Below are 14,433 nucleotides of genomic sequence, written 5' to 3' on the forward strand. Positions count from 1 at the left end.
ATGCACGGCGATCATGTAGAGGCCATGCGCTTTGGCCACCGTCATTGCGTTGCGCGCTTTCTCGGCGCGCTGGACAGCGCGCGGGTCAATACCGGCTTCAGTCTGGGTGTTGAGCTCTCGTGCCCATTCACGGGCCTCCGCCATGGATTGGGCGGGAAAGACGCCGCCGAAGATCGTAGCGACGACTTTCTGACGCGCGACCTGTCGGCGGTAGCGCCAGCGTTTCTTGCCGGACTTGAGAGCTTCGATCGCCAGGCCGGGGGTCATGGGATCTGCAAGGCTGCCCTCGCAAAGGGCGTCAATCATGGCAGGCGAAAAGGTGATTTTTTTGGCCATAGTTCCGATTCCATCGGCGTTTGGCGCACATAAAATCATGGCAGAAATCATGGCAGAATAGGCGTCCAGCCCAGTCGGGCGGGGTCTGGCCCTGTCTAGCCAATTTTCTGAGGTTTCTGCCGTAAAGTATTGCGTCAAAGCCGAATCATGAGAACTCGACTGGCTGGGGTGGGAGGATTCGAACCTCCGCATGGCGGTACCAAAAACCGCTGCCTTACCGCTTGGCTACACCCCAGCATCGCATCGGCCACCATGGGCCGGGAGGCGTCGCATAACGGCATTGTGCGGGTAAGAAAAGAGGCAATTTGAACTTTTTGCGCAAATTGCCTCTTTGGGCGGATAATCAGGCGGTCGCGTTTACAAGGGCGGCGAAATCCTCGGCTGAATGGCGCTCCAGCAAGCCCTTGCGATTGTTGACCAGACGTCCGCGTTGCGTCGCTTCGCGCGCGTCGATTTCACCCACCCAACGGCCGACGTTTTCGTATTCGTCAAGGCCTAGGAAGGTCTTGGCCTCGCCATAGGCTTCGCCGCGCCACAGGTTGCCCAGCCACGGATAGGCGGCCATGTCGGCGATGGAATAGTCGTCGCTGCCCAGAAAACGGCTTTGCGCCAGACGCTTGTCGGCCACATCGAACAGGCGCTTGGTTTCCATCGCATAGCGGTTGATGGGATATTCGTACTTTTCCGGCGCATAGAAATAGAAATGGCCAAAGCCGCCGCCGATGAAGGGCGCACTGCCCATCTGCCAGTTGAGCCAGCTGAAGGTCTCCGCGCGCGCCGCCCCGGTAGTGGGCAGGAAAGCGCCAAATTTCTCGGCCAGATAAATCAGGATCGCGCCCGATTCGAACACGCGCACCGGCTTGGCCTCGGTACGGTCGAGCAGGGCGGGGATCTTGGAATTGGGGTTGATCTCGACAAAGCCCGAGCTGAACTGATCGCCCGCGCCGATGTCGATGAACCACGCATCATATTCCGCGCCCGCATGGCCCGCCGCCAACAGTTCCTCCAGCAGGATCGTCACCTTCTGCCCATTGGGCGTGGCCAGCGAGTAAAGCTGCAACCCATGCTCGCCAACCGGCAGCACCTTGTCATGCGTGGCGCCCGAAACGGGGCGGTTGATGCTGGCGAACTGGCCGCCATTGGCTTTGTCCCAGGTCCAGACCTTGGGCGGGGTATAGGTGTCGCTCATCCTGACAGGCTCCTGCGGGGGTTGATTGCCCCGGCAACATAGGAACCTCGCGCGCGATCCGCCAGACCGGGGCGCCGCAAGAAAGTTTTGATCGCGCAAAAGAAAAGCGGGGGCGTTTACAGCCCCCGCTTGATGCAATCCCGTTTGACTTTACGCCAGCTTCACAACCCAACCATGCGTGTCGGCGGATTGCCCGCGCTGGATCGCCACAAGACGGTCCTTCAGCTTGGCCGTGGTCTGGCCCGGGCCGCCGCTGCCGATGGTAAAGCTGGTGCCGTCGGGCGAGGCCACGCGGCCCACCGGCGTCACCACCGCCGCCGTGCCGCAGGCGAAGGTTTCGAGCAGTTTGCCGCTGGCCGCGTCCTCGCGCCACTGATCGATGGAATAGCGCTCCTCGCGCACAGTCAGCCCTTCCTCGCGCGCCAGTTCAATCAGGCTCGCCCGCGTGATGCCGGGCAGGATCGTGCCCGACAGCGGCGGGGTCAGCAGGCTGCCGTCCTCAAAGGCAAAGAACAGGTTCATGCCGCCCAGTTCCTCCACCCACTTGTGCTCGGCGGCGTCGAGGAACAGCACCTGATCGTGGCCGCGGGCAAACGCCTCAGCCGTCGGCACCAGCGAGGCGGCATAGTTGCCGCCGCACTTGGCCGCGCCCGTGCCGCCCGGCGCCGCCCGGGTATATTCCGAAACCCAGATCGACACGGCGGGCGCGCCGCTCTTGAAATAGTTGCCGGCGGGGCTGGCGATCACGATGAACTTGTACTGCTTGGCCGAACGCACGCCAAGGAAGGGCTCGGTGGCGATCATGAAGGGGCGCAGATAAAGCGAAGCGCCTTCCTGCTCCGGGATCCACGCCTGATCGGCCAGCACCAGTTGGCGCACCGCCTCGACAAAGACCTCTTCGGGCAATTCGGGCATGGCCAGACGGGCCGCGCTGGCGTTGAAACGCTGGGCATTGGCATCGGGCCGAAACAGCGCGATGGAGCCGTCGGCGTGCTTATACGCCTTCAAACCCTCAAAGATCTCCTGCGCATAATGCAGCACGCTGGCCGCCGGATCGAGCGGGATGGGGCCGCGCGGGCCAAGCGTGGCATCGTGCCAGCCCTTTCCTTCGGTCCATTCGATCACCACCATATGGTCGGTAAACTGGGTGCCGAAGCCGGGCGCGGCCAGAATCCCCTCGCGCACCGCATCGGCCACGGGGGCAGGGTGGGGCAGGCGGGTGAAGGACAGGACAGGCTCGGCGATGGTCGCCATGATACACGACTCCTCATGGGGTGAATGCGGTTGCCTTTGAACGAAAATTACGCACAAGGCAAGGGTCTTGAAATTAAAAATCGCAAGACCCGTTTGTGTATCGGCTGATAGCACGGTTGTCGGCGCGGGAAAACCGCCTGAAACCCATCAATTGTCGATGCGGGGCAATTCGCTGGACTCAAGCCGGGCGTAAAAATGGGAAACCGAGCGCTGCAATTCATAGCGCGCTATCGCCACGCCCGAAAAACGCTCGGGGATCGCGATGTCGCCCGCCTCGCCCATATCCAGCCCACGCGCCACCGCATCGGCCAGCGCGCCCTCCAGCCAGGTCAGCCAGTCGCGCGTCTGGGCAATAGCGCCATGGGTGGCGTCCACCGGGCCATGGCCGGGGATCAGTTGCGCAAACTCCCGCCTGTCGAGCGTATCGAGACTGCGCCGCCACGCCGCCAGATCGGCATCGGGCGTGGCGGGCGCGCGGTTGTGAAACACCAGATCGCCCGCGATCAAGGTTCCGCTGGCCCGATCCATGATCGCCAGATCACCCCCCGAATGGCCCGACAGCGCAATGGCCTCCAGCGCCCGCCCGCCGATTTCCAACGGCCCCGGCACCACATCCATCCCCGGCAGCACGACATTCGTGCCCGTCATCCAATCGGCCAACAGGCGATACATGCCATCGGAAAAGCCGCGCCCGTCGCGCTCCAATTCCTGGCGCGTTTCGGGCAGGGCGGCGATGATCGCCGGATCAAACGCAGCAGCCCCCATCGCGTGATCGGGGTGCAGATGCGTGATCAGTACCCGCAACACCGGCCCCCCGCTCAGTTTCTGCGCCAATTCGGCCAAAGCCTGACCATAGGCCAGCGACGGCCCGCAATCGCACAGGATCGCGCCGCCCTTTGCCGCCAATATCGTGCAATTGGCAATCGCCCCGCCATTGGCAAAGGCAATCGCCTCATCCGCACCGCGCACCACCCAGACGCCGGGGGCGACCAGATCGGGTTTGAGCTTATAGCGCTGCGCCGCGTGCGCGGCCAAAGGCGCGGCCAGCATCGCGCCGATCATGGCGCGCCGGGTCAGAAGCTCAACCACGCGGGCGGCTCTGCGGGCCGATCACGCCCTGATACTCGCGCCCCTCGCTGTCGCGTGCCTGCAGCTTGATCGGGCCTTCGCGGGTGGGGCGCAAAAGGAACGTGAAGGCGGGATCCTCGCTGACCGAGCCCTCGACCGTCATGCTGCCCAGTTCTACCCCGGCGGCATCGCGCAGGTGGATGGTTTCGATATGAAAGCTGGGAATATTTTCCACAAGGCCGGTGTCCATCGGATGGCGTATCGATACGCGCAGGCGCAGATCGTCGGCCTCTTTCCACGCGCTCCCCCGCATTTCGCCCAGATGCAGCGCCCAGTCGCCCTTGGCCCGGCTGACGGGCGGGGCCGAGCAGCCGCCCCCCGCCGCATCGACCCAGACGCCCGACACATGCCACGCCCCATCGGCCCCCATCACCGCCGCGCGCACCGGGGTGCGCTGGTCCAGCTTGATGCGCAGCGAGAGGAAGGGCGCGGCGTGGGGAAGGCGGAAATCGACCGCCTGGGTCAAGGGGTTTAGATCGGCAAAGATGATGATCCGTGATGCGCCGGGAACAGTGCGCGCGTCCACGGTGACGGGGAACTGATGCTGGTTTTCGGCGATCATCGGCACCTGCAGCCGCACCCGCGGGTCGAACACCACGGGCGCCCCCTTGAACAGGCGGGCCGCATGATAGGTCCACATGGGCGAACCCAAAGGATCCCTTGGCAGGGCAGGCGCCGCCCAGGCACAGGCGGGCAGAAGGAGGGAGGTCAAAACCGTCAGGGCTGCTTTGCGCATCATACCAAGGGCGACTATGCACCCATTTGCTGGCCGGTATATGCTACCTTGGCACAAGGAGAAGGGTATGCTGGGGGCAATTGCGGGCATCTTTCTGGCGGCGGCCCAGCCGGGCCTGTTCGACGCCGATGGCTATCGCGCGGCCTCCTATCGCGCGCCGGTTGATCGTGATCCTTGGCCTGCCGCGCATATTGCTTTGGCCGCGGCGCGGGATTTGCGACCGGGGCGCGATGCCCTGTTCATCGACGCGCTGCCGCTGGGCCGCAACGCCGGGCAATGGGTTCAGACCGAAACGCACGAGACGATCGCGGGCGCAATCTGGCGGCCGGAGGTCGGGCGGCCCGGCGTCGATCCCGCGCTGTGGGCCGGATTGCGCGGGACGATTGCGGCATGGCGGCGCGGCCATCCGGGCGGGCCGGTGGTGCTGTTTTGCCGGACGGATTGCTGGATGGGGTGGAACGCGGCCCGGCGTCTGGCGCGCGAAGGCGTCGGCGATGTCTATTGGCTGGCCGAGGGCGTCGAGGGTTGGCGCGATACCGGGGGCGAGCTGAGGCCTGCCACGCCGCAGCCGCAGAAATGAAGGCCCAGAAATGAGAAGGGCCACGACAGCCCAAGCCGTCGCAGCCCTTCGCATGGTCAGCGGCCGCAAAAGTGCCGCTCACGAAGCCTCTATCGCCTAATCGTTAAACTCAGCGATAATGCCTCGCGATACGGATTGCCGACCTCTCTGCTGAACCATGAGACATCGGATCACCTCCTTTCGCGCTGTTGAGCCATAGGAAGCCGCCGGGGGGCGCAATACCCAATCCAGACGACGGGGCGAGGGTCTGTTCAACCACACTCGCCTTGCATCAAAGGTGGTGTATTTTGCGCCGCACAACAAGTCTTGAAATGGAAAAAATTGCTGTCACAATCTTGGCTCCCCGGGCGGGTGAGTCTGAGGAATTCCCGGAAAATCCGTCATATTGGCGTCATCGGCGGGAACGGGCGGCGCGTGGTGCGCGGCTTATCCCCGGCAAAGACTGCGCAGGCCTGAGTCGCGCCAATTTTATCACCCGATTTTGTGAGCCTTTTTAGCGCGGCGCGCGGCAATCCTCGATCACGCGCGAGGCCGATGGGTCGGCGGGCAGCAGCAAAGGGGCATGCCCCGTCACCTCCACCTGCCAGCGACCGCGCGTAAAGGCGATGGCGTCGAGCAGTCGGTCATTGGCGGCCAGCGCCAGCGCCGCGCCTGCGGCATCGCCCTGCGCGGTGCCTTGCCTCGTCTGGGTGGCGGTGGTGATCTGGATCAGGCCGCCGGTCCCGCCGGGCACGCTCAGGCGCACGTAACTGCCCTGACAGGCCATGGTGATCTGGGGCGCGCCGTTTTGCCCGGCATAGACTGCCTCTGAAACGCCCCCCGACAGGCTCCAGCGCCATGTGCCCGGTGTGATCGGCAGATCTCGCCAATCGGTGGGCGCGGCCATGGGGGCGGGGGCCGGGCGCGGCGCCGGTTTTGCCACCGGCGCGGGCACGGGCGTGGCCGCAGGGGGAATGGGCGCACAGCCCGCCATCAGCAAGGCGAGTCCGGAACACAGGACCAAACCATGCAAACGGGGACTATACAAACCGGGGCCATAGAAACCGGATCGGGTCAAAGGGCGCCGTTTGGCGAAGAAAGGCGCGCGCGCGATTGCCATCATCGCCTCCCTATGGAATGGGGGATCGCCCAAGACAAGCCGCCAAACAGAACCGAGACGATGAACAGTTCCAAAAACCGCCCGGATGCTCCCCTTGATGGTGCCAAGGCGCCTGCCGCGAAAAAGCCCGCCAAAATCCGTGTCGATCAACTGCTGGTTGATCGCGGCCTTGCCGAGAGCCGCAGCCGGGCCAGCGCGCTGGTTCTGGCGGGTCTTGTGTTCAGCGGCGAGACGAAGATCGCCAAGCCGGGGCAGGCGATTGCCGCCGACGCGCCGCTGGAAACGCGCGGGCGCGATCATCCGTGGGTGTCGCGCGGGGGGATCAAGCTGGCCCATGCGATTGCGCATTTCGGGCTGGACCCGGCGGGCGCGACGGCGATGGACATCGGCAGCTCGACGGGCGGCTTTACCGACGTGCTGCTGACCCATGGGGCCGAGCGGGTGTTTGCGGTCGATTCCGGCACCAACCAGTTGGCGTGGAAATTGCGGCAGGACCCGCGCGTCACCGTGCTGGAGCAGACCTCGGCAAGGATCCTGACCGAGAACGAGATCGATGCGCCCTGCGGCTGGGTGGTGTGCGATGCGTCCTTCATCGGGCTGGCCAAGGTGCTGGAGGTGCCGCTGCGGCTTGCCGCGCCGCAATGCCGTTTGGTGGCGCTGATCAAGCCGCAATTCGAGGTCGGGCGCGGCGAAGTGGGCAAGGGCGGCGTGGTGCGCGATCCCGCCCTGCATGCGCGCGTCTGCGACGAGGTGCGTGGCTGGGTCGAGGGGCTGGGCTTTGCGGTGCAGGGCATTGTCGAAAGCCCGATCACCGGGCCGGAGGGCAATGTCGAATTCCTGATCTCGGCATGGCGCGAGGGCGCGGCGCGGCCGGAGGTCATCGGTTAACCCTGTTGGCGCGATTGCCTCCGTTTTGGCAGCAGCCGAGATTGGCCCATTGCGCGTTGGATCGGGCGCGGCCACAAAGCGCCAAGGCCGGACGAATCGCGATGCCGCGTTAACCAGTCATTTCACCCGTATGGCTCATAAAGGGCCTGGCCGGGCTGGTTGAGCGCCATCGCTCCGCGCTATAAAGGTGATGCGGCGCGGCACTTGGCGCGGCGGGATGCAGACGGGGTTCTGGACGAAGATGACGGAAATTGCCTCCTCGGGTCAATTGCGGGCGGGACTGCTGCGCTGGATTTTGGTGCTGGTTCCCGGCATCAACCTGCTCGGCTTCCTGTCGGCCAGTGTGTCGCTCTCGGGGCCGAGCAATCCCTGGTTCGCGGCGCTGGTCAAGCCGGCGATCTATCCGCCGCCGCTGGCCTTTCCGCTGGTGTGGACCACGCTCTATATTTTGATGGGTGTGGCGCTGGCCATTGTGGTTTCGGCGCGTTCGGCGCCGGGGCGCGGGGCGGCGATCGCGCTGTTTGCCGCGCATCTCGTGCTTAATCTGGCCTGGTCGCCGGTGTTCTTCGGGCTGCACCGCATGGCGCTGGCGCTGGGCATCATTATCGCGATGGCGGTTTCGCTGATGGCGGTCATCGCGCTGTTCTGGCGGGTGCGGCCGGTCGCGGCGGGGCTGATGTTGCCTTATCTGGCCTGGGTGCTGTTTGCCAGCATGTTGAACTGGCAGTTCATCCAGTTGAACCCCGAGGCCGATGGCGCAGAAGCGCCCGCGGCGGTGCATATCCAGCTCTAGAATTTCGATCCGGCCCTTGATCCTTGCGGCCATGCGCGCCATCTAGGCGGGCATCGGACCCCCTTGTCATGGGGACAGGGGGCCGCAGGATTACAAGACGAAAGCCGCGCCATGCAGAGCGAAAACCCCTTCCTTGCCGATTTCGTGAAGCTGATGAACAGCGCCGCCGGAACCTTTGCCGGGGCCACGCGCGAGGCGCGTGATGCCGCCCGCGAGCGTTTCCGCGAGGCGTTTGGCGGTCTCGATTTCGTCAGCCGCGAGGAATTTGATGCGGTTAAGGCGATGGCCGCCACGGCCCGCGAGGAAGTTGAAGTGCTGAAGGAAAAGCTGGCCGCGCTTGAAGCCAAGATCGGCGGCTAAAGCATAAAGGGCGGGGCGATCATGCGCACCCGCCCGGGCATATGTGCGCGCAAGCGGCGCTATGCCAATGAAGCCGAGGCCGTGGCCGCCGCGCTAAAGGCGGCCATTACCCTGCGCCCCTACCGCTGCGCGATCTGTCGCCAGTATCATCTGACCAGCCGGACCAAGGGCATGCGCAGCCTGCCGCGAGAGGGCGGGGCCTAAACCCCGCCCCATGCATCAGACGCCGCCTTCGGGCGCCGAAACGCGGCCGGTCCGCTCCAGCTTGCCCCAGCCGGTGCCAACGCCGCGCACGGCCGCAGCCACCGCGCGGATCACCACCGAATACATCAACTGGCGATACACGAACCGCTGGGCCAGCAGCAGAAACGGGCGGAACTTCTTGTCGCGCACATCCATGCGATAGGCGATCCAGCCGCAGACAAGGTCGATCAACGAAAACGCCGCCCAATAGACGCCCATGCGCAGCACGTCGGTCTGGGTCTGGGCCCAGCCATGCTGGATCACGCGGGTGATCGTGCCAAGAATCGAGACCACCAGCGCCAGATCGATGGTAGGCGAAATGACGGCGAAGAGGATCTGGAACACCCAGGCCTGCGGCACGCCGATGAAGGCCAGGCCCCCCGGCTTGCCCCGGCGCATGATCTTGCGATGCTTCCACAGGCATTGCAGTGTCCCGTAGGACCAGCGGAAACGCTGCTTGGACAGCGCGCCAAAGCTTTCGGGCGCCTCGGTCCATGCCACGGCTTCCTCGTCATAAGCGACCTTCCACTTCTTGCGCTGGATGGCGATGGTCAGATCCTGATCCTCGGCCAGCGTGTCTTCGGGATAGCCGCCCACGCTTTCAAGAGCCGTGCGTCGCCAAGCGCCCACCGCCCCCGGCACCACCATGATCGCGTCAAAGCGGGTCAATGCGCGGCGTTCGATATTCTGGGCCGTGGTATATTCCACCGCCTGCCAGCGGGTGACCAGATTGACCCGGTTGCCCACCTTGGCATTGCCCGCCACCGCGCCGATTTTCGGATCGATGAACCAGCGGACAAGGCGCAGGATCGTCTCTTTTTCAAACTGCGTATCGGCGTCCAGCGCGACGATGATCTCGCCGGGTGCCTCTTTCAGTGCCTTGTTCAGCGCGCTTGCCTTGCCGCCATTGGGCAGGGTCATCAGACGCACGCGCGGATTGTCGCCGAATTTCTCGGTGACGATGGCACTGGTGCGGTCTTTCGATCCATCGTCCACCACGATCACGTCGAGATAGGGATAGGTCGATTCGAGAATGCGCTTCACGCTGCTCTCGATCACCTTCTCCTCGTTGAAGCACGGGATGATGACGGTGACCTTGGGCCGGAAGGTGGCATCGGGGGTGGGCGCCTTGCGCTTGGCGGGCAGCATGGCCAGCGCCACCAGTGTGACCGAGCGCAGCACGCCCAGCGCGATGGCGAAGAAGAACGACCAGTTGAGCACCACGATCATCACGCCGATGGTGGTGAAGGCAAACACGTCGGCCCGCACGGCCAGCAGATCATAGCCCTTGACCGGCGGCATCACCTGATCGGGCGTCAGTCCGGCCAGTTCGGCCACCGACACGAATTTGTACCCCTGCTGGCGCAGCGCGACGATAATGCCGGGCAGGGCGGTCACGGTCTGCTCGCGGTCGCCGCCGCCATCGTGCAGCAGGATGATGTTGCCCGAATAGCCGGGGCGGCCTTCCTTGACCTGCGCCAGCGTGGAATCGACGATATGCTGCACGCCGGGGCGCATCCAGTCGTCCGGGTCCACATGCAGGCCCACGATCGTATAGCCATGCTCCTGTGCGATCTGCGCGGGCACCAGTTCGTCGGCGGTGGTCGGCTCGGCGTCGCCGAAATAGGGCGCGCGGAACAGGCGCATCGAGCGCCCTGTATAGGCCTCGACCAGCCGCTGGGTTGCGTTCAGCTCCAGCCTGATGCCGGTTTCCGAAGAATTGGCCATGTTGGGGTGGGTGTACGAATGGTTGCCGATCTCCATGCCGGAGGCGACCATCCGTTGCAGGATCGCTCGGTTCGACACCCCGTTTTCGCCAATGACAAAAAAGGTGGCGGGCACCTTATATTGTTCAAGGATAGAGAGAATCTTGGGCGTCCAGACCGCATCCGGCCCGTCGTCAAAGGTCAGCGCAACCTTCTTTTCGGCATAGCCGGTGCGCTGGACCTTATAGGGCGTGGGCAGGCTGTCATAGGTCATGCCTGAAACCAGCCCGGTCTTGGGGTCGAAGGTCAGTTTGCGGTCGCCCTCACGCGGGGTCGAGGTGATGCGCAGGATTTCGCCCGCGCCCTCAACGTCCGCGTTCGCGGTCTGGGCGATGTGGCTCAGATCGGGAAAAGGGTTCTGCCTGCCCCCACTGCGCCAGCTTTGCAGCGCCTGCCAGAAACCGGGATCCTCGGTGCCGAGGCGCCACAGCGCGATATTGCCCACGCCCAGTTGCGAGAGGATCCGCATCTGGTTCCAACTGGCCGCCGCATCGACAATCCACACGTCATGGCGTTTGCCATCTTCCAGAAAGGAGAAGCCGGTGTTGCCGCTGGCCTTGTCATAGGTGGGCGTGGCCGAGGAATCGTGGGCCGAAAGCCATGCTTCTTCGACGGTCAGGCTTTCGGCGCCATTTTTGCCATCGGGGCCGGGGTGCCAGTCATAGGCATAGGATCCGAGCGCGACGATGACCTTGTCGGCGGGCATATTGCCGATGGCCTTGCGCACCTTGGAGGCGAACCAGTCATTGGACGCGATGGGGCCGGGCTGTCCGCTGGCCCAATGCTCGTCATAGGCCATCAGGATGATCTTGTCGGCCACGGCCGCAAATTGCGAAGGCGACCAGCCATCGCCCTCCATCGGCAGCGTGACGGCAACGACCTGCCCTGTGGGATCAAGCGCCTTTTCCACCTCGGCGATCATCGCGCGATAGGCGGGAATGTCGCTGGGGCGCAGGTCTTCAAAGTCGAAGATGATGCCTGCATCGCCCGACTTTTTCAGGTAATCGAGCAATTGCCCGATCAACGCCTTGCGCTTGGCCTTGCTGGCGAACAGCGCGATGGCGGCGGGGCGCGAAAAGCCCTTGTCATCGACATTCTGCAGCACCGGCACCACCAGCGGGCGATGCAGCGCGGAAAGCAGGATGCGCCGCAGTGGGCGGTCCTCGCTGACATGCAGATTGCCCGCCATGTCGATGTTGAGCGAGGTGGGCGCGACCCAGTCGATCTGGTTGATATGGCGCAGCAACGAGGGCGCCGAGGCATCCGACCAGTTCGAATAGAAGGCGACGGTGATCGTCTGCCCCTTGCTGTTCGCGCGCTGTTTGGGCGGCGTGCTGAACATGCGCGAGAAGGAATGCGACAGGCGCGACACCTGCGTGCGCATGGGCAAGGCCGTGCGCCGTTCAAACCCCAGCGGCAGCGGCGAGGGCGCCGGGATATGCACCACGGTCGTCGCAAAGGCGATGGCCGCGATCACCAGCGCGATCAGGCCGAAGAAGGTCAACCGCCGCGTCCAGCGCCGACGGCGCCCCGAGGGATCGAAAAATACTGGTCTGGACAAGTCCGCCCCACCTTTACACTGCGAAGACAGGCGCTTCATCCCGAGCGCCCTTTGGGCCGTCTCTAGCATTGCGCAGCCGCGCCGCAAAGCTGCGGAACGCATTCTCCCCCAAATCAAACGAAAACGCCCCCCTTGGATTGCTCCAAGAGGGGCGTCTCAAAGCCGACCGGGGAAATCAGGCGGCCAGAGTGTTGAGGATGGGATCCGGCCCGCTCAGCCGAACCGCCGCCCCGCCGCGCCGCCGCCGGGCGATCCATTCGCCCAGCATTTCGGCCGTAGTGTGGTCGATGCCATGCACATCCTTCAGGTCCAGATGGACCGGGCGATCGGCAGGCACGCTTTCCAGACGATTGGTCAGCTTGGTCAGGCTGAGGAAAGTGGCCGAACCCTGAAGGGCGACATGATGCCCATCGTCGGTATGCTTTTCCTCCACGCCCAGTCGCAGACCCTTGGCCAGCGGGATCAGTTCCACCAGCGAGAGCAGCAGGCCCGCGATCACGCCCGTCAGCAGATCCTTGCCCACCACCAGCGCGAAAGTGACGACCCAGATCGCGGCCGGGATCACGCCATAGTTGTGGAACAGATGCGTGACATGCTTGAGGCTGACCAGACGCCAGCCGGTCACGACCAGCACGCCGCCCAGCGCCGCCATCGGCACTTCGCGCAGCAGCCAGGGCAGCAGCGCGACAAAGGCCAGGATCCACACGCCATGCAGGATCGCCGACAGCCGCGTCATCGCGCCCGCCTGCACATTGGCCGAGGAACGCACGATCACGCCCGTCATCGGCAAGGCGCCCACCGCGCCGCACAGCATGTTGCCGATGCCCTGCGCGCGCAGTTCCTTGTTATAGTCGGTGCGCACGCCATCATGCATACGGTCCACCGCCGCGGCGGAAAGCAGCGTTTCGGCGCTGGCAATAAAGGCGATGGCAATGGCGGCGGTGATAATCGCGGTGTTGCCCAGCGGGGCAAAGAAGCCCGCGCCCGGCGTGCCAAAGGCGGCGGCCAGCGATTCGGGCACAGCGATGCGCGTGACGTTCAGCCCAAAGCTGGCCGCGATGATCGTGGCCGCGCCCACGCCCAGCAGCGCGCCGGGAACCAGAGCGAGCTTCTTCGGGCGCCACTTTTCCCAGCCCAGCATGACCAGAATCGTGGTGAGGCCAAGACCCAGCGCCATTTCGGTCGAGCGGATGTCGGGCGAGAGGCCCAGCACGCGCCCGGGAATGGCCGCCAGATTGGCCAGCCCGTTGGACATCGGCTTGGCGTCAAACAGGATGTGGAATTGCCCCAGCACGATCAGCGCGCCGATGCCCGCCAACATGCCATGGACCACAGCCGGGCTGATCGAGCGGAACAGGCCGCCCAGCTTGGCGATACCGGCCACCAGCTGGATCGCGCCGGCCAGCACCAGCATCGGCCCGAGGGCCGAGAGCCCGTGATCGCGCACGAATTCGAAAACGATCACCGCCAGACCCGCCGCCGGGCCCGACACCTGCAAGGGCGAACCGGCCAGCGCGCCCACGATGATGCCGCCGATCAGGCCCGTTACCAGGCCTTTTTCCGGCGGCACGCCCGAGGCAATGGCGATGCCCATGCAAAGGGGCATCGCCACGAGAAAGACGACTATGGAGGCGGTGAAATCGCGCGCGAGAAACGCGCCGATCCCGCTCTTTTGCGCCGTCTGGCTCATTCAGCCGCCTCCGCGATCGGGGTTTCGTCGGCCATCCGGTTCGAAGCGGGCAGCGCGACGGGCAGGGGGGTGTCTTCACGCAGCGGCACGAAATGGCCGGTGTCGCCGTCAAGGCCCAGCACCTGACCGGCATGAATATCGACAAACCAGCCGTGGAGCGCCATTTCACCGCGGGCAATGGCGGCGGCCACCGAGGGGTGGGTGCGCAGGTGGGCGATCTGGGCGATGATGTTTTCCAGCGTCACGGCGCGCACGCGGTCACCATCCTTCAGATGGCCTTTGCAGCTCGACACGATATGTTCGGCCGCCGCGCCATGGCCCAGCCACGCCTTGACATTGGGCATGGCCTCCAGCCCGACCGGATTGGCCAGCGCCTTCATCGCGCCGCAGTCCGAATGGCCGCAAACGATAATGTCGCGCACGCCCAGCGCCATCACCGCATATTCGACCGTGGCCGAAACGCCGCCAAGCTGGGTGCCATAGCTGGGCACCATGTTGCCCGCGTTGCGGCAGACGAAAAGGTCGCCGGGCTGGGCCTGCAGGATCTGTTCGGGCACGATGCGCGAGTCCGCGCAGGACACCATCAGCGCCTTGGGGCTCTGTCCGTGGGTGGTCAACTTGTTGAACAGCTCGCCACTGGCCGGAAAAGTGGTCTTTTCAAAGCTGAATACGCGGCCAATCAGTTCGTTCATGGTCACACCTTTTGATCTGTTGCCATCCGCCTGTGGGACTGGCCAATGGGATCAATCTATGTGTCCGAGTTTGCTATGACCGCGCCGTTATGTAAGGAAGTGTTGCTGAAAAACGGTC

General features: G+C 64.5%; 13 protein-coding genes, 1 tRNA gene and 1 pseudogene. 5 read left to right on the forward strand and 10 right to left on the reverse strand.

Annotated elements, in window-relative coordinates:
• Nucleotides 1–75: 75 nt before the first annotated feature.
• From PQ467_RS22705 to PQ467_RS08960, 6 genes and pseudogenes are all read right to left on the reverse strand, one after another.
• Nucleotides 76–528, reverse strand: a pseudogene (locus tag PQ467_RS22705) (Arm DNA-binding domain-containing protein); the annotation flags it as partial.
• Nucleotides 497–571: transfer RNA gene (locus tag PQ467_RS08940), tRNA-Gln, on the reverse strand. The pseudogene PQ467_RS22705 and the gene PQ467_RS08940, both read right to left, overlap by 32 nt.
• A gap of 108 nt (nt 572–679) precedes the next feature.
• Entirely contained in the window at nt 680–1,525 is an 846-nt protein-coding gene (gene yghU / locus PQ467_RS08945) for a glutathione-dependent disulfide-bond oxidoreductase (RefSeq protein WP_274173096.1), read from the reverse strand.
• 150 nt (nt 1,526–1,675) lie between these two features.
• Nucleotides 1,676–2,779 carry a branched-chain amino acid aminotransferase gene (locus PQ467_RS08950; RefSeq protein ID WP_274173097.1) on the reverse strand — a complete coding sequence of 368 codons (1,104 nt, stop codon included), beginning with the start codon at nt 2,777–2,779 and terminating at the stop codon, nt 1,676–1,678.
• 147 nt (nt 2,780–2,926) lie between these two features.
• Nucleotides 2,927–3,841 (reverse strand): quinoprotein relay system zinc metallohydrolase 1, encoded by a 915-nt coding sequence (locus tag PQ467_RS08955; RefSeq protein ID WP_443193003.1) that lies wholly within the window; start codon nt 3,839–3,841, stop codon nt 2,927–2,929.
• A 19-nt stretch (nt 3,842–3,860) separates the two neighbouring features.
• Entirely contained in the window at nt 3,861–4,547 is a 687-nt protein-coding gene (locus PQ467_RS08960; RefSeq protein ID WP_443192934.1) for a quinoprotein dehydrogenase-associated SoxYZ-like carrier, read from the reverse strand.
• Between the two features lie 163 nt (nt 4,548–4,710).
• Between PQ467_RS08960 and PQ467_RS08965 the strand changes: the two genes are divergently transcribed.
• On the forward strand, nt 4,711–5,223 hold the full coding sequence (locus PQ467_RS08965) for a rhodanese (protein WP_274173099.1): 513 nt from the start codon (nt 4,711–4,713) through the stop codon (nt 5,221–5,223).
• Nucleotides 5,224–5,716: 493 nt separating this feature from the next.
• Here PQ467_RS08965 and PQ467_RS08970 read toward each other — a convergent pair whose 3' ends face one another.
• The gene (locus tag PQ467_RS08970; protein WP_274173100.1) at nt 5,717–6,322 is read right to left on the reverse strand and encodes a hypothetical protein; all 606 of its coding nucleotides are present in this window, start codon (nt 6,320–6,322) and stop codon (nt 5,717–5,719) included.
• 60 nt (nt 6,323–6,382) lie between these two features.
• Here PQ467_RS08970 and PQ467_RS08975 point away from each other — a divergent pair, with 60 nt between their 5' ends.
• The 4 genes from PQ467_RS08975 (at nt 6,383) to PQ467_RS08990 (ending at nt 8,567) form a co-directional block, all read left to right on the forward strand.
• Nucleotides 6,383–7,210, forward strand: coding sequence for a TlyA family RNA methyltransferase (locus PQ467_RS08975; protein ID WP_274173101.1), 828 nt, complete (start codon nt 6,383–6,385; stop codon nt 7,208–7,210).
• Nucleotides 7,211–7,451: 241 nt separating this feature from the next.
• Nucleotides 7,452–8,003 (forward strand): TspO/MBR family protein, encoded by a 552-nt coding sequence (locus tag PQ467_RS08980; RefSeq protein ID WP_274173102.1) that lies wholly within the window; start codon nt 7,452–7,454, stop codon nt 8,001–8,003.
• A 111-nt stretch (nt 8,004–8,114) separates the two neighbouring features.
• The gene (locus PQ467_RS08985) at nt 8,115–8,363 is read left to right on the forward strand and encodes an accessory factor UbiK family protein (RefSeq protein WP_274173103.1); all 249 of its coding nucleotides are present in this window, start codon (nt 8,115–8,117) and stop codon (nt 8,361–8,363) included.
• 21 nt (nt 8,364–8,384) lie between these two features.
• Nucleotides 8,385–8,567, forward strand: coding sequence for a hypothetical protein (locus PQ467_RS08990; RefSeq protein ID WP_274173104.1), 183 nt, complete (start codon nt 8,385–8,387; stop codon nt 8,565–8,567).
• A 15-nt stretch (nt 8,568–8,582) separates the two neighbouring features.
• On the opposite strand, the gene PQ467_RS08995 is transcribed toward PQ467_RS08990, so the two are convergent.
• From PQ467_RS08995 to PQ467_RS09005, 3 genes are all read right to left on the reverse strand, one after another.
• Nucleotides 8,583–11,933 carry a polysaccharide deacetylase family protein gene (locus PQ467_RS08995; protein ID WP_274173105.1) on the reverse strand — a complete coding sequence of 1,117 codons (3,351 nt, stop codon included), beginning with the start codon at nt 11,931–11,933 and terminating at the stop codon, nt 8,583–8,585.
• A gap of 175 nt (nt 11,934–12,108) precedes the next feature.
• Nucleotides 12,109–13,623 carry a SulP family inorganic anion transporter gene (locus PQ467_RS09000; protein ID WP_274173106.1) on the reverse strand — a complete coding sequence of 505 codons (1,515 nt, stop codon included), beginning with the start codon at nt 13,621–13,623 and terminating at the stop codon, nt 12,109–12,111.
• Nucleotides 13,620–14,315, reverse strand: a complete 696-nt coding sequence (locus PQ467_RS09005) for a carbonic anhydrase (protein ID WP_274173107.1) — start codon at nt 14,313–14,315, stop codon at nt 13,620–13,622. The genes PQ467_RS09000 and PQ467_RS09005 overlap by 4 nt, the downstream gene beginning before the upstream one ends.
• Nucleotides 14,316–14,433: the final 118 nt, after the last annotated feature.

It is taken from the genome of Novosphingobium sp. KACC 22771 (genome assembly GCF_028736195.1).
In the GTDB taxonomy this organism is placed as follows: Bacteria; Pseudomonadota; Alphaproteobacteria; order Sphingomonadales; family Sphingomonadaceae; genus Novosphingobium.